Origin of the sequence: Stenotrophomonas sp. AS1 (assembly GCF_048957655.1) — a bacterium.
GTDB classification, from domain to species: domain Bacteria; phylum Pseudomonadota; class Gammaproteobacteria; order Xanthomonadales; family Xanthomonadaceae; genus Stenotrophomonas; species Stenotrophomonas bentonitica_A.
Genome location: NZ_JARVXM010000002.1, coordinates 156,093 through 170,734, shown reverse-complemented (window position 1 = coordinate 170,734; position 14,642 = coordinate 156,093). Strand labels below are relative to the sequence as shown.

At 68.3% G+C, this 14,642-nt stretch carries 11 protein-coding genes and 1 pseudogene; 3 read left to right on the top strand and 9 right to left on the bottom strand.

Annotation, left to right across the window (positions count from 1 at the left end; all coding sequences use genetic code 11):
* Positions 1-78 precede the first annotated feature (78 nt).
* The 3 genes and pseudogenes from PV764_RS04250 to PV764_RS04240 all read right to left on the bottom strand — a co-directional run.
* A pseudogene (locus tag PV764_RS04250) lies at positions 79-1,389 on the bottom strand (TolC family protein); the annotation flags it as partial.
* Entirely contained in the window at positions 1,386-3,356 is a 1,971-nt protein-coding gene (locus PV764_RS04245; protein WP_421116231.1) for a MacB family efflux pump subunit, read from the bottom strand. The pseudogene PV764_RS04250 and the gene PV764_RS04245, both read right to left, overlap by 4 nt.
* Positions 3,353-4,621 carry an efflux RND transporter periplasmic adaptor subunit gene (locus tag PV764_RS04240; RefSeq protein WP_070427566.1) on the bottom strand — a complete coding sequence of 423 codons (1,269 nt, stop codon included), beginning with the start codon at positions 4,619-4,621 and terminating at the stop codon, positions 3,353-3,355. Before PV764_RS04240 ends, PV764_RS04245 begins: the two co-directional genes overlap by 4 nt.
* 172 nt (positions 4,622-4,793) lie before the next feature.
* On the opposite strand from PV764_RS04240, the gene PV764_RS04235 reads away from it, so the two are divergent.
* The 3 genes from PV764_RS04235 (at position 4,794) to PV764_RS04225 (ending at position 10,119) form a co-directional block, all read left to right on the top strand.
* The gene (locus PV764_RS04235; RefSeq protein WP_019185902.1) at positions 4,794-5,522 is read left to right on the top strand and encodes a response regulator; all 729 of its coding nucleotides are present in this window, start codon (positions 4,794-4,796) and stop codon (positions 5,520-5,522) included.
* The gene (locus PV764_RS04230; RefSeq protein ID WP_421116230.1) at positions 5,519-6,937 is read left to right on the top strand and encodes a sensor histidine kinase; all 1,419 of its coding nucleotides are present in this window, start codon (positions 5,519-5,521) and stop codon (positions 6,935-6,937) included. The genes PV764_RS04235 and PV764_RS04230 overlap by 4 nt, the downstream gene beginning before the upstream one ends.
* A 209-nt stretch (positions 6,938-7,146) precedes the next feature.
* Positions 7,147-10,119 carry a ligand-binding sensor domain-containing diguanylate cyclase gene (locus PV764_RS04225; protein WP_343312131.1) on the top strand — a complete coding sequence of 991 codons (2,973 nt, stop codon included), beginning with the start codon at positions 7,147-7,149 and terminating at the stop codon, positions 10,117-10,119.
* 6 nt (positions 10,120-10,125) lie between these two features.
* On the opposite strand, the gene rnt is transcribed toward PV764_RS04225, so the two are convergent.
* From rnt to pstB, 6 genes are all read right to left on the bottom strand, one after another.
* The gene (rnt, locus tag PV764_RS04220) at positions 10,126-10,713 is read right to left on the bottom strand and encodes a ribonuclease T (protein WP_046272216.1); all 588 of its coding nucleotides are present in this window, start codon (positions 10,711-10,713) and stop codon (positions 10,126-10,128) included.
* Between the two features lie 112 nt (positions 10,714-10,825).
* Positions 10,826-11,593, bottom strand: coding sequence for a DNA-binding domain-containing protein (locus PV764_RS04215; RefSeq protein WP_343312130.1), 768 nt, complete (start codon positions 11,591-11,593; stop codon positions 10,826-10,828).
* On the bottom strand, positions 11,586-12,419 hold the full coding sequence (locus PV764_RS04210; RefSeq protein ID WP_343312379.1) for a DUF692 domain-containing protein: 834 nt from the start codon (positions 12,417-12,419) through the stop codon (positions 11,586-11,588). The genes PV764_RS04215 and PV764_RS04210 overlap by 8 nt, the downstream gene beginning before the upstream one ends.
* Before the next feature lie 25 nt (positions 12,420-12,444).
* The gene (locus tag PV764_RS04205) at positions 12,445-12,819 is read right to left on the bottom strand and encodes a hypothetical protein (protein WP_046272028.1); all 375 of its coding nucleotides are present in this window, start codon (positions 12,817-12,819) and stop codon (positions 12,445-12,447) included.
* Positions 12,820-13,037: 218 nt separating this feature from the next.
* Positions 13,038-13,745, bottom strand: coding sequence for a phosphate signaling complex protein PhoU (gene phoU, locus PV764_RS04200; RefSeq protein ID WP_019185895.1), 708 nt, complete (start codon positions 13,743-13,745; stop codon positions 13,038-13,040).
* Between the two features lie 65 nt (positions 13,746-13,810).
* Positions 13,811-14,641 carry a phosphate ABC transporter ATP-binding protein PstB gene (pstB, locus tag PV764_RS04195; RefSeq protein WP_019185894.1) on the bottom strand — a complete coding sequence of 277 codons (831 nt, stop codon included), beginning with the start codon at positions 14,639-14,641 and terminating at the stop codon, positions 13,811-13,813.
* Position 14,642 lies beyond the last annotated feature (1 nt).

The window sequence follows — 14,642 nt, the reverse complement described above, 5'->3', positions numbered from 1 at the left end:
CCGGCCAGCTGCGCCAACGTGGTGGCGGTCGGCGCCACCCGCATCACCGGCGGCATCGCCTACTACTCCAACTTCGGGGGTGGCGCCGACCCGGTAGCGCACTTCATACATCCGCTCGATCTCGACCGCTTCGTCGTAGGACGCCTGCGAGGCCGCCACCTGGGTGGCAAACTGCGTGCGCGCCGACAAGGCGTTGTCCACCTCCGACAGCGCGGTGTACAGCGTGCGGCGGAAGCCGTTGGCCGCGATCTGATAATCCGTGCCGGCCAGCCGGGTGTTCAACTGCGCCTGGCGCACGTTGAGGAACGGCAGCGACAGCCCGGCGCCGAGCGTGGCGACCGGATTCTTCAGCACGTCCGACAGCGAGGTAGCGCCCGTACCCACGCTGCCGGTAAGGCTCAGCGCCGGGTAGTACTGGGTCGCGGTCACCTTGATGGTCTTCAGGCTGTTGCGCAGCCGCAGCTCGGCCGCGCGCAGGTCGGGCCGGCGGCCGAGCAGATCGGCCGGCAGGCCTTCGGCGATCACCGGGCTGGCCACGCGCTGCAGCTGTTGCGGCTCGTCGGCCACGGCCAGCGGCTGCCCATCCAGCAGTACGGTCAGTGCATTGCGCGCGGCAACGCGTTGCTGCACCAGCGCACTCTGCGCGGCACGCTGTGCCTCCAGGCTCTGGGCGGCCTGGCGCACGTCCAGCCGCGAGACCGCACCGGCATCGAAGCGGGCCTGGACCAGTTCGCGGGTGCGCTGCAGGCGCTCCAGGTTGGCCTGCCCTGCGTTGATCGACTGGTTGAGGAAGGCCAGCGTCCAGTACTGCGTGGCCACGTCGCTGATTACCAGCAGGGCGGTGTTCTGCAGGTCCTCCTGGCTGGCCTGGGCTTCCCACTGGGCGATGTCGCGCTGGGTGCGCAGGCGCCCCCACAGGTCGATTTCCCACCCCAGTGACACGCCGGCCGAGCTGCCGCGGTTCCAGTCCGCGCTCTGGTCGATCGGGCGGTTGCCGCTGCTGCTGACACTGCCCGAGGGCTGCGGCCACAGTGCGTTGTCGGCCAGCCCGGCCTGCAGGCGCGCGCGCTGCACCGCCAGCCCGGCCGAGACGAGGTCGGTGTTGGCGGCCAGGGCGCGGTCGATCACACGGTCCAGGCCGGGGTCACCGAACTGGGTCCACCAGGCATCGGTGCGGACATCGGCCGATGTGGCGTGCGGCTGTTCGCTCATGGGCTCGGTGGGGGTGTTCAGGGTGGCATCGCCGCGGCCATAGGTGGCCGGTACTGCCGGCGCGTCGACCTGGTAGCGACCGGTGCTGACGCAGGCCGACAGGGTCAGTGCGGTCACGCAGGCCAGGGCCAGTGGACGCAGCGAAGCGGGGTGCAGCAGAGCAGGAGAAATCTTCATTCGCGCGCCAGCGCCTCCACGGGATCAAGTTGGGCGGCATTGCGGGCCGGCAGGAAACCAAACGCCACGCCGATCAGGCTGGAGCAGGCAAAGGCGGCCACGATGGACGCGGTCGAGAACAGCATCTGGAAGTCCGGCGCGAACTTGCCGAACAGCCAGCCGACCACCAGCGACAGGCCGACGCCGAGCAGACCGCCGAGCAGGCACACCAGCACCGCCTCGATCAGGAACTGCTGGCGGATGTCGCTCTGCCGCGCGCCGACGGCCATGCGCACGCCGATCTCGCGGGTCCGTTCGGTCACCGAGACCAGCATGATGTTCATCACGCCGATGCCGCCGACCAGCAGCGCGATGGCGGCAATGGCACTGATCAGCAGGGTCATCGTGCGGGTCGTCTGTTCGATGGTCTGGCGGATCTCGGCGCTGTTGCTGAGGAAGAAATCCTCGGTGCCGTGGCGCATGATCAGTAGCTTGGAAATCGCGGCCTGCGCGGCATCCATCGGGGTGGCATCGTCCACGCGCACGGTGATGCTGGACACATGGCTCTGGCCCAGCATCCGCGACATCACCGTGGTGTACGGCACCCACACGCTCAGGCTGGTGCTGCCGCCGAAACCGAAGCTCTGCCGCTGCGCCACGCCGACCACGCGCACCGGCACGTTGCCGAGCAGGATCACCTGGCCCACCGGGTCCTCGCCATTGGGGAAGAACTGGGTGCGGGTGTTCTCGTCGATGATCGCCACCTGGGCCAGGCTGCGCACCGCATCGGTATCGAAGAAGCTGCCGGCGAGCAGGGTCACGCCCTTGACCCGGAAGAACTGCTCGCCCACGCCGTTGACCTGCGCGGTGGCCGACTGGTTGCGGTAGCGCGCGGTCACCGAGGAGGAGACGCTCGGCGTGGCACTGTCGATATAGCTCTGCCGGCCCAGGGCATCAGCGTCGCTGGCCTTGAGGGTCTGTACGCGGGCCGAGCGCATGTCGCCGAACCCGCGCCCGGGATACACATCGATCGTATTGGTGCCCAGTGCGCTGATGTTCTGCAGGATCTGCTGCTGCGAGCCATTGCCCATCGCCACCACCGAGACCACCGAGGCGATGCCGATGATGATGCCGAGCATGGTCAGGAAGGTGCGCAGGCGGTGGGCGTTCATCGCCAGCAGGGCCATGCGGAACGCTTCGGTGAAGCGGTCGCGCGCGGCCCGCCAGCTGTGGCCCTTGCCGGCAGCCACGGTGGGCTGGCGCTGCGCGCGGTAGCGCGGTGCATTCGGATTGGTGCGGTCGGCAATGATCTCGCCGTCGCGGATTTCGATGATGCGCTGGGCGTGTTTGGCCACGCTCATGTCGTGGGTCACGATGATGATGGTGTGGCCTTCGGCATGCAGCTCGCCGAGGATGCCCATCACTTCTTCGCCGGATCGGGTGTCCAGCGCGCCGGTCGGCTCATCGGCCAGGATCACCTCGCCACCGTTCATCAGCGCCCGAGCAATCGACACGCGCTGCTGCTGGCCACCAGACAACTGGCCGGGCTTGTGGTTCATGCGGTCGCCCAGGCCGAGCCGCTGCAGCAGCTGTTCGGCGCGTGCGGTGCGCACCGGGCCGGGGCTGCCGGCGTACACGGCCGGCACGGCGACATTGCCGCGCGCATCCAGATCGCCGAGCAGGTGGTAGCGCTGGAAGATGAAACCGAAATGTTCGCGGCGCAGTTCGGCCAGTTCGTCCGGCTCCATGCGGCCGGTCTCGCGCCCGGCGACCTGGTAACTGCCACGGGTCGGCCGATCCAGGCAGCCGAGGATGTTCATCAGCGTGGACTTGCCCGAACCGGACTGGCCAACGATGGCCACCATCTCGCCGGCGGCGATGTCCAGGTTGACATCGCGCAGCACTGCGATGGTCTCATCGCCCGCCGGAAACTCGCGGCGCAGGTCGCGCAGCCGCAGCAGCGGCGTGCCCGTCGAGGCGCTGCTCATCGGCGCGGCCCGCCCATGCCGGGGCCGCCGATCCGCACCGTGCTGCCGCCGCGGTTGCCGCCACCGGTGCCCTGCAGGCCGCCGCCTTCGCCGACGATCACCTTGTCGCCCTCGGCCAGCCCGGACAGCACCTCGGCATTGGCGCCGTTGTTGATGCCGATCTTGACCTTGCGCGGCGCCGGCATGCCATCGGCATCGGCCACGCGCACCATGTACTGCCCGTCGCGGGTCTTCGGGCCGAGTGCAACGGCCGGGATGATCAGCACGTCCTTGGCCTGCTTGAGCATCACCGAGACCTGCGCGGTCATGTCGATGCGCAGCGTGCCGTCGGGATTTTCCACGTCGAACAGCGCGTTGTAGTACACCGCCGTGCTGGAGCTGGAACTGGACGAGCTGGAGCTGCTCGAGCTGTCGTTGGCGATCGAGGCCGGCGCCGGATTGATCTGGCGCAGCGTGGCGTGGAACTTGCGGTCCGGCTCACCCAGCGTGGTGAAGTACACCGGCATGCCGGCCTTGATCTTGACCACGTCCGCTTCGGAAACTTCGGCATTGACCGTGACCAGGTCCAGGCGGGCCAGCATCACGATGGTCGGCGCGGTCTGGTTGGCGTTGACGGTGCGGCCTTCTTCGGCGACCACGGCGACCACGGTGCCGTCCATCGGCGCGGTGATGCGGGTGTAGGCCAGGTTGGCACGGGCGGTGCCCAGTTCGGTTTCGCGGCCCTTGATCTGTGCATCGAAGGACTGGATCTGGGCACGCGCGGTCCTGAGCTGGGCGTCGGCCGCATCGAACTCGGCGCGCGAAGTGGCCTCGGCGGCGAGCATCTGCTGCTGGCGGGCGAACTCCAGCTCGGCTTCGCGCAGGCTGGCCTGCTGCACCGCGCGCTGCGCCTTGACCTGGTCCAGCGAGGCCTGGGCATTGAGCACCTGGTTCTGCTGGGTGGTGGCGTCGATCTCGGCGATCAGGTCGCCTTCCTTGACCGTATCGCCGAGCTGGACTTTCAATGATTTGATCTGGCCGGAGGCCTGTGCGCCGACACTGACCAGCTTGTAGGCGTCGATCACGCCGGTGGCTTCCACGGTCTGTTCGATGTCGCCGCGGCTGACCGGTGACGTGGCCAGGGTGGGGGCGGCCGGCTTTCGCAGCATCCATGCCACAATCGCGGCGATCAGGATGACGACCACGAGCAACAGCAGCAGACGGGCACGGCGGGTTCTGGGCAATCGGGGCTTCACGATGATCGTCAACTCGGCAGGCCGGTGCATCGGCGTTGTCAGCATTGTGAAGATCGTTCACCGCCGGCTCAATGCTCGCCGTGTACCAAGATGTATCCCTGCGGTGCACAGCGCGTTTCGTTATGTATCTGCATGACCCTTTGAAACAGACGTACGCAAACCAGGAGATGCGGTTCAGCTCCCGACAGGGGATGATCACCGCATGGAGACTGCCAACAGCATGCATAGACTGCTGATCGTCGATGACGACAACGATATCCGCCAGCTGCTCGCCGAGCAGCTCGGCCGCGCCGGTTACCTGGTGAGCACTGCCGGCGATGGCCACGGCATGCGCCAGCTGCTGGAGCGCGAGCACGTGGACCTGATCGTGCTCGACCTCAACCTGCCGCGCGAAGACGGCCTGACCCTGTGCCGGGATCTGCGTGCGCGTTCGAGCACGCCGGTGATCATGTTGACCGCGCGGAGCGAGCCGATCGACCGCGTGCTGGGCCTGGAGATGGGTGCCGACGATTACCTGGCCAAGCCGTTCGAGCCGCGCGAACTGCTTGCCCGCATCCGCAACGTGCTGCGTCGCACCGAGGCGCTGCCGGCCAACCTGGAGCCGCTGGCGATCCGCCGCGCGCGCTTCTCCAGCTGGATATTCGATCTGGAACATCGCCACCTGGTCGATCCCGACGGGCGGGTGGTGGTGCTGTCCGGCGCCGAGTTCCGCCTGCTGCGGGTCTTCGTGGGGCATGCCAACAAGGTGCTGTCCCGCGAGCAGCTGGTCTCGCTGAGCAGCGGCCGCAACTACGAGTCGCAGGACCGTGCGATCGACCTGCAGGTCAGCCGCCTGCGCAACAAGCTGGCCGATGACGGGGGCAGCGATGGCCTGATCAAGACCGTGCGCAACGAAGGCTATGTGCTTGCGGCGGCGGTCACCCTGGAATGACACGCCTGCGCCGTTTCTTTTCCTCGATGGTGGGACGATTGTTCGTCATCCTGCTGCTGGGCATGAGCGTGGCCGCGATCGGCGCGACCATGCTGGCCAGCACCAAGCGCCAGCAGGAATTTGAACGGCAGAACCTCAACCGCATCGCTGATCGCCTGCAGGGCTTCGTGAACCTGCTCGACGGTAATCCGGAACTCCGCGAGCGCCTTCTCGGCAGTGGCGGGCCGAGCGTGCGCCAGTTGCCGGAAGGTGCGCGCATCGGCCGGCCGGACGCGGCGTTGATGGAGATCCTCGATGACCGGCCCGGGCCGGTGGCGAGCAGCCAGGTCGCCTTCACCTCCTTCCGCTCCTGCCTGCCGCGGCTGCCGGAACTGCTGCCGCCGCCGCCGCGCGACAAGGAAAAGATGCGGCATCCGCCGCGTGAGCGTGACCCGTCTTTCATTCCGCCCAAGTGCCGTGTGGTGACCCTGCAGCTGAGCGATGGCACGCCGCTGCGGCTGGCGCTGGATTCCCCGGCGGTTGCGCATAACGGCGTGCTTGCCGTGGACCCGCTGTTCCTGACCCTGCTGGTGGTGGCGATCGCGATCCTTGCCTACATCGTGGCGCGGATGGCCAGTGCACCGCTGCAGCGCTTGGCTGATGCCGCCGCGGCGCTGGGCGATGACCTGCAGGGCGCGCCGATGCCGGTGACCGGCCCGTTCGAGGTCCGCCGCGCCGCGGAGGCGTTCAACGCCATGCAGAAACGCCTGCAGCGCCACCTCGGTGAACGCACCCAGATGCTGGCGGCGATCACCCACGACCTGCAGACCCCGGTGACCCGCCTGCGCCTGCGGCTGGAGAACGTCACCGACGAGACCCTGCGTGAGCGCCTGATCGGCGACCTGGGCGCGATGCAGGCACTGATCCGCGAAGGCCTGGAGCTGGCCCGCAGCGCCGAGAGCGCCGAACAGCGGGCCGCGCTGGACCTGGATTCGCTGCTGGAGAGCATCGTGGAAGATGCCGCCGAGGCCGGTGGGGATGTGCGCTTCGAGCAGCCGAGTGGGGCGGTACTGATGCTGCGGCCGCTGGCGATGCATCGCCTGTTCTCCAACCTGGTCGACAACGCGGTGATGTATGGCCAGACCGCACGGGTGCGCGTGAAGCAATCCGGGCAGGACGTCGAGGTCCGCATCCGCGACAGCGGCCCGGGCCTGGCCGAGGACGAACTGGAAGCCGTGTTCGACCCGTTCGTGCGGTTGGAAACCTCGCGTTCGCGCCAGACCGGCGGGGCCGGGCTGGGGCTGACCATCGCCCGCGCACTGGCCGAGAAGGATGGGGCAAGCCTGCACCTGCGCAACCATCCGCAGGGCGGGCTGGAGGCCATCGTGCGCTGGAGCTCGCCGGCGCGGGCCCCGGCCGGATCCCGCGGCGGCTGACGCCGGCTCCCCCAAAACGCAAGGATTTGCCTACTATGGGCATCTCTTTCCAGCGTCTCCCCCATGAGAGCGTACGACTCTGCCAGCCCCCGCGCTGGTGCACGGCCGTTCCCCCCATGCGCACGGCGCCTGCCCAGGGCTGATCCATACGGATGAGCGATCGGGGGGGCAGGAACCGGTGGCGGCCGGCACAACTGAAGTTCCCGGGCATGCCGACCCTGCAGGCGGCTGCGCTGTGGCTGATGCTGCTGTGCGCGGTCCCGTGGTCGCTCTCGGCCCAGGACGGCCCGCCGCCGCTGCGTGACTATGCGATCGATGTCTGGACCTCGCGCAACGGGCTGCCGCACAACTCGCTGCGCGACATCGCCCAGACCCCGGAAGGGCATCTGTGGTTCGCCACCTGGGAAGGCCTGGTCCGCTACAACGGGCTGGATTTCACGGTATTCGACCGCAGCACCACGCCGGGCCTGCGCGACAACGGCGTCGGCGCGCTGCTGGTGGACCGCAGTGGCGGGCTGTGGATCAGTGATTCGCGCGGCAATGTGACCCGGCGCGGCGCGGACGGCCGCTGGCAGGTCTGGGAGCATCGCCCCGATACCCCGCAGGTGCTGATCCAGGCGATGCAGATGGACAGCCACGGGCGGCTGTGGCTGCTGTACGAAGGCAAGGGCATCGGCAGCCTGGGCCCGGACGGCACGTTCGACTATCAGACGCCGCCGGCCGACGTGCCGATGGCGATGAGTTTCACCAAGCTGGTGGTGGATGCGCAGGACCGGGTCTGGGTTGGCACGCTGGACGGCCTGGTCGTGCGCGACACCGATGGCGTGCAGCGCCGCGCGCCGGACAGCTGGGGACTGGGGCGCGGCCTGGTATGGCCGTACCGCGCGCCCGATGGGGTGATGTGGGTGGTGGCCGGTGAGCGCATCTACCGCATGCAGGATGGCGCGCCGCTGCTGCAGCACCGCCTGCCGGGGGTGACCCACATCACTGCGATGCTGCAGGACCGCCACGGCGACCTGTGGCTGGGCACCGAGAACCAGGGCCTGCTGCGCTTGTCGCGGCACGGGCTGGAGCGGTTGCCGACCGGGCTGTCGCTGCCCGGGGGGCGCGTGGTCAGCCTGCGCGAAGACGCCGAGGGCAGCATCTGGGTGGGCGCCAATGGCGGCCTGTACCGCTTGCGCGAAACCTTGTTCAGCAGCTTCACCGAGCGCGACGGGCTCAGCGGCGACTACGTGCGCACGGTGTTCGAGGATCGCCTGCGCCAGCTCTGGATCGGCAGCGCCAGCGGCCTGGACCGGCGCGACGCGCAGGGGCGCTTCAGCCCGGTGCCGCTGCGCAACAACGTTGGCAAGAGCCCCTCGGTGCTGAGCCTGGCCCAGGATCGTGAGGGCAGGTTGTGGGTGGGCACGTTCGGCGACGGCATCTTCCAGATCAACGAACAGGGCCAGCGCCTGCACGTCTACGGCAACGCCGAAGGGCTGCCGGGCGGCAACATCCGCGCGATCAGCATCGACCGCGACGGGGTGGTCTGGGCCGGGACCCAGAAAGGCGTGATCCGCATCGAGGCCGGCCAGGTCGGGCAGCCGGCGATTCCCGGCATGCCGACCGGGCTGATCACCGCGCTGGCGCATGATGCTGAGGGCGGGCTGTGGATCGGCACCATCGAGGGCATCCGGGTGCTGCGCGGCGACCGGGTGCAGGCCATCGACCTGCAGCGCCTGGGCGGCGGGCGCAGCGTGTTCGGCTTCCAGCAGATCGGCGATGCGATGTGGATCAGCACCGACCGCGGCCTGTACCGCTACCAGCAAGGCACGCTGGCGCGGGTCGGCCTGGAGCAGGGCATGCCGGTGGACACCGTGTTCCAGCTGGTGCCCGACCGGGTCGGCAATGTCTGGATCAGCAGCAACCGCGGCGTGCTGCGCACCGACATGGCGATGCTCAATGCCGTCGCTGACGGGCGCGCCGCGCGGGTGGAGGTCGAGCATTACAACGAGATCGACGGCATGGCCAATTCACAGGCCAACGGCAGCTCCGGGCCATCGGCGATCCTGCGTCAGGACGGCACGTTCTGGGTGGTGACCGCTGGTGGCCTGAGCATGGTCGACCCGCTGCGGCTGCAGCGCTTCCGCGAGCGCCTGGCGCCGCCGGCGGTGATCGAGAGCGTGCAGGTCGACGGGGCGCCGCTGCATTGGCAGGGCAGCGACCATAATTCGATTCCCGGTGGGCGCCGCTTGAGCGTGAGTTACGTCGGGCTGAGCTATCTGCTTTCCGAGCGTATCCGCTACCGCACCCGTCTGGATGGCCTGGACAAAGGCTGGATCGAGCGCGGCCAGCAGCGCAGCGTGGAGTTCATCGGCCTGCCGCCGGGCGACTACACGCTGCACGTGTCCGCTGCGCATCCGGGCGGCGCCTGGAGCGACAGTGAAGCGGTATGGGAATTCACGGTGGAACCGTTCCTGTGGCAACGCCGCAGTGTGCAGCTGGTCGCCGCGCTGTTGTTGCTGGCCGGGCTGATCGCGTTGTACCGGTATCTGATCAACCGTTACAAGGCCAGCAATGTACGGCTGGCACGGATGGTGAAGGAAGCGACGCTGGATCTGCAGACGCAGACGGTGAACCTGCAGGCGCTGAATCTGGAGAAGACCGAACTGGCTGACCGGCTGGCAGTGCAGGCCGAGGCCTTCGAGCGGCAGGCCCGCGAAGACGCCCTGACCGGCCTGCCGAACCGGCGCGCGTTCGATGAAGCGCTGGCACGTGATTTCGCGCGCTCGCAGCGCAGCCACCACCCTCTGTGCCTGGTGGTGCTGGACATCGACCACTTCAAGGAAGTGAACGACCGGCACAGCCATTCGGTGGGCGATGTGGTGCTGGTGGAAGTGGCACGGCTGCTGGCCTCGGCCTGCCGTGATTCGGACATGCCGGCGCGTACCGGCGGCGAAGAATTCGCGCTGCTGCTCAATGACACCCGCCTGGACGAAGCCGCCCAGGTCTGCGCGCGCCTGCGCGGGTTGTTCCATGACCACCCCGACTGGGCAGGCATCCCGGGGCTGACGGTGACCTTCAGCGCCGGCCTGGTCGAACTGGATGCCGCCGACCGCACGCCGATGCTGCTCTACCAGCGCGCCGACCGCGCGCTGTACCGGGCCAAGAGCGAAGGGCGCGACAGAACCGCTATCGGTTGATGCCGCTCAGGGGCGCGGCCAGCTGTTGGCGACCTTGCAGAACAGCTTGGCGGTCTGCTCGGTGTCATACACTGCGCTGTGCGCCTCATCGGCATCCCAGCCCAGCCCGGCTGCGGTGGCCGCGCGCGCCAGCACGGTCTGGCCATAGGCGATGCCGCCGAGGGTGACGGTGTCGAACACGCTGAAGGGGTGGAACGGGTTGCGCTTGTGGCCGGTCCGGTTGACCGCCGCATTGACGAAGCCCAGGTCGAAGTGGGCGTTGTGCCCGACCAGGATCGCGCGCTGGCAGCCGTACTTCTTCATCGCCACCCGGATCGGGGCGAAGATGTGGTCCAGCGCGTCGCGCTCGACCTTGGCCAGCCGGAAGGGGTGGTCCAGGATGATGCCGGTGATCTCCAGCGACTTGGGATCGATCTCCAGGCCTTCGGCGGGTACCACATGGGCGCTGGCGGTCTGGCCGGGATAGAGCAGGCCGGTCTCGTCCATCTCGATCGGCACCGCGGCGATCTCCAGCAGGGCGTGGCGATCCGAGTCGAATCCACCGGTTTCCACGTCCACCGCCACCGGCAGGAAGCCGCGGAAGCGGGTCGCCATCAAGCGCTGGGCGGCAGCGGGCAGTGCGTCGGCAGCAGCCGGCGCGTCGGAGCGGGGGAGGTCGTCAGTCATCGCCCCAGTTTAGCAGAGCGACCTGTATGCCCCCCCGCGCTCAGGCGCTGCGGCGGCCAGCGTCGGGGGCCGGTCCGATCACCCCGCTGTCGTGACATTGCCGCAGCAGGGCGGCGCCTGGCAGCAGCAGGGCATCGGCCGCCATGCCGTGTGCCTGCGCAAGCTGCTGCAGATACGTAGTGCCGGTGCTGCCGGGATGCTGACCGATCAGCTCCAGCAGCTGCGCGGCCATCGGGCTGACCGCGGCGAAGCGGACCTGCCCATCCGGGTCGCGGCGGAGCAGCAACGCGGTCGGCTCGGGGTCGGGCCGCGTCGGCGCGTCATCGGTGCCGAGCCGGTGCACGGGCCAGCGATAGCGCAGCGGCCAGGCCAGCGGTGAGCGCTGCAGCGCCGCGCGCATCGGGTCCAGGCCGGGCGCGGGCGGCAGCGGGGACGCGTCCAACTGGTAGAGAGCCGTTTCCACCCACTCGTAATGGGCCAGTTCGGCCAGTGCCGGATGCGGCAGTGTGGCCTGGCCCTGCAACCACTGCACGAACTCGGCGGCCAGTTCGGTGAACAACGGGGTCTGCGCACGGTGTACTGCGAGATACCGCCGGACCAGGGCGGCCCACGCTGCCTCGCCGAGCAGGCGCACGCAGACCGGGAAGCCGTTGCCCAGCAGCCCGAGCACGTTGTTGAACACCAGCCGCTCATGGAGGCCCAGCCGGCGCGCGTCCAGCCCCGGCGGGGCAGGGACCCGGGCCGGGTCGCGCAGGTGCGCGGTGAGGGCTCGCTGCTGTGCGTGCAGGCGCGCCGGGGCGTCAGTCATGCCGGCCTCCGGCATGAGCGGCCATCCGCTGGCGGATGGTCTGCAGCTCGCCACGCAGTTCGGCATATGGGGGGAAGTTGAAATCGCGTTCCAGCAGGGTCGGGCGGGGCCCGATGCGCGCATAGGTGCGGCCGAGCAGCGCCCAGACCGGATCGATCACCGCGCTGCCGTGGGTATCGATCTTCAGGTCAGGAGCCTCATCGAGGTGACCGGCCACATGCAGGCAGACGATGCGCGCAGCCGGCAGCCCGGCGATGAAGGCATCAGCGTCGTAGCCGTGGTTGCAGGCGTTGACGTAGACGTTGTTGACGTCCAGCAGCAGGTCGCAATCGGCCTCGGCGAGCACCGCCGTGGTGAAGGCCAGTTCGTCCATGACCGGCTCCGGGGCAAGGTAATAGGACACGTTCTCCACCGCGATGCGCCGGCCCAGCAGGTCCTGCACCCGGGCGATACGCGCCGCGGTGTGACGCACTGCTTCCTCGGTGAAGGGAATCGGCAGCAGATCGTAGAGGTGGCCGTCATCGCTGCAGTAGCTCAGGTGTTCGCTGTACAGCGGCACCTTGTGACGCTCCAGGAAGCGGCCCACCTGGTCGAGCAGGGAGGTATCCAGTGGCGCGGTGCTGCCCAGCGAAAGCGACAGCCCATGGCAGGTGAGCGGGTAGCGCGTTGCCAGTTCGGCCAGTGCATCGCCGGCCGGCCCACCGACGCCGATCCAGTTTTCCGGCGCGCATTCGAGGAAGTCGAGATCTCCCGCGGGCGCATCGCGCAGGTCCTGCAGCAGGGCGCGGCGCAAGCCAAGTCCAGTCGCCGCCGCAGGCAGCGGCAACCGGTCCAGCCCAGTGGCGGGAGCGTCAGTGCCTGGCACCGCACTTGCCTTCGCCGCACTTGCCTTCCGCCGCCTTGCTGTCGCCGGCGGTCTTTGCCTTGCCGCCAGCGGCCTTGCCTTTGTCGGCACCGCAATTGCCTTCCCCACACTTGCCTTCGGCGGTCTTGGCACCGGCGGTCGCGGCCTTGTCGCCCGCCGTGCTGCCGGCCTTGTCGCCGTGCGCACCACATTTTCCTTCGCCACACTTGCCTTCGGCCGCCTTGGTCGCCGCTTGGCCGGCCACCAGGTAGCCCTGGGCCAGGTCGGTCATGCTCAACGCGGACGCCGAGGCGGTCACGCCCAGGCCGGCGGCCAGCGTAGCCGCTGCCAACAGGGACTGCGCGCGGGTAGGTGTGCTCATCGGGTGAATCTCCTTGCAAGGGGCCGGGGCCCGGGATGGCGGCGTGGGGGCAGCAGGTGCGGCCATGGTGGACCGGCCCGGCTCATCGAATCCTCACACAGGATTCAACGTTTCGTGAAGTGCAGTGCGTCATTCCCGGAGCGCCCGGACGCTCCGGCCACAAAAAAACCGCCACCCGAAGGCAGCGGCTTTTGCTTTCCGTTTTTTGAAGCACACGCTCAGACGTGATCGGTGCTGCTGGTCTCGTCGCGCTTCTCGCGCGGCGGCAGGGCCTGCTCGCCATGCACCAGGAACCACACGTTCTCGGCGATGTTGGTCGCGTGGTCGCCCACGCGTTCCAGGTTCTTGGCCATGAACAGCAGATGGGTGCACGGGGTGATGTTGCGCGGGTCCTCCATCATGTACGTCAGCAGCTCGCGGAACAGCGCGGTGTACTGCGCGTCCAGGCGGGCATCGTCGTCGCGCAGTTCCAGCGCCGCGGCGGCGTCGTTGTCGCGGTAGGCTTCGATCGCACGGCGTACCTGCTGCGCGGCCAGCCGGCCCAGCGCACGCAGGCCCTGGATCTGCGGCAGCGGCGGCACCTTGCTCAGGGCGATCGAGCGCTTGGCCACGTTGGCGGCGTAATCGCCGATGCGTTCGATGTCGGCAGGAATGCGCAGGCCGGCCAGGATCTCGCGCAGGTCGCGCGCCATCGGCCCGCGCAGCGCCAGGCGCATGACGTCGTGGCTGATGTGCTGCTCGAGCGCATCGATGGCTTCATCGTTGGCGATGATGCGCTGGGCCGCGTTCTCGTCGCGCTTCTCGATGACGTCCATGGACGCCTCCAGCTGGGCGACGGCCATCTCGCCCATGCGCACGATCTCGGCCACCAGGCGCTGCTGTTCTTCGTCGTAGCTCTTGACGATGTGGTCGTTGGGAAGATTCATGGTCTGCAATCCGGGTAGCGCCAGGCCATGCCTGGCTGGGACAGTTGGTGAGGGGACAGCGCCGATCAACCGAAACGACCGGTGATGTAATCCTCGGTCTGCTGCTTGTTGGGCTGCGAGAAGATCACTTCGGTGCGGTCGTGTTCGATCAGGTCGCCCAGGTACATGAAGGCGGTGTAGTCGGAGACGCGCGCGGCCTGCTGCATGTTGTGGGTCACGATCACGATGGTGTAATCGTGCTTGAGCTCTTCCACCAGCTGCTCGATACGGCTGGTGGAGATCGGGTCCAGCGCCGAGGTCGGCTCGTCGAGCAGCAGCACGTCCGGGCGCAGGGCCACGGCGCGGGCGATGCACAGGCGCTGCTGCTGGCCACCGGACAGGCCCAGCGCGCTCTGGTTGAGCTTGTCCTTCACCTCGTCCCACAGCGCGCCCTGGCGCAGGGCCTGCTCGACGCGGTCGGTCATCTCGGACTTGGAGAGCTTCTCGTGGTGGCGGATGCCGTAGGCCACGTTCTCGAAGATGGTCATCGGGAACGGCACCGGCTTCTGGAACACCATGCCGACCTTGCTGCGCAGGCGGTTCATCGGGTACTTCGGCGAGAGGATGTTCTCGCCATCCAGCAGCACTTCACCACGCGCTTCCAGCTTGGGGTACAGCGCGTAGATGCGGTTGAAGATGCGCAGCAGGGTGGACTTGCCGCAACCGGAGGGACCGATCAGCGCGGTGACGCGCTTTTCCGGAATCTCCAGGTCGATGCCCTTCAGCGCATGGAACTTGTCGTAGTAGAAATCCAGACCGCGCGCGGCCAGCTTGATCGGCGCCGGGGTCTGCAGGTTTTCATGCGAGGCCGGGACCACGATGCGCTGCATCGGCACGGCATTGGAGAGATCGTTCATG

Excerpts from the sequence above, each read along its gene's own strand:
- PV764_RS04245 (WP_421116231.1), bottom strand. The coding sequence starts at position 3,356 with ATGAGCAGCGCCTCGACGGGCACGCCGCTGCTGCGGCTGCGCGACCTG.
- PV764_RS04240 (WP_070427566.1), bottom strand. The coding sequence starts at position 4,621 with ATGCACCGGCCTGCCGAGTTGACGATCATCGTGAAGCCCCGATTGCCC.
- PV764_RS04235 (WP_019185902.1), top strand. The coding sequence starts at position 4,794 with ATGGAGACTGCCAACAGCATGCATAGACTGCTGATCGTCGATGACGAC.
- PV764_RS04230 (WP_421116230.1), top strand. The coding sequence starts at position 5,519 with ATGACACGCCTGCGCCGTTTCTTTTCCTCGATGGTGGGACGATTGTTC.
- PV764_RS04225 (WP_343312131.1), top strand. The coding sequence starts at position 7,147 with ATGCCGACCCTGCAGGCGGCTGCGCTGTGGCTGATGCTGCTGTGCGCG.
- rnt (WP_046272216.1), bottom strand. The coding sequence starts at position 10,713 with ATGGCGACCCGCTTCCGCGGCTTCCTGCCGGTGGCGGTGGACGTGGAA.
- PV764_RS04215 (WP_343312130.1), bottom strand. The coding sequence starts at position 11,593 with ATGACTGACGCCCCGGCGCGCCTGCACGCACAGCAGCGAGCCCTCACC.
- PV764_RS04205 (WP_046272028.1), bottom strand. The coding sequence starts at position 12,819 with ATGAGCACACCTACCCGCGCGCAGTCCCTGTTGGCAGCGGCTACGCTG.
- phoU (WP_019185895.1), bottom strand. The coding sequence starts at position 13,745 with ATGAATCTTCCCAACGACCACATCGTCAAGAGCTACGACGAAGAACAG.
- pstB (WP_019185894.1), bottom strand. The coding sequence starts at position 14,641 with ATGAACGATCTCTCCAATGCCGTGCCGATGCAGCGCATCGTGGTCCCG.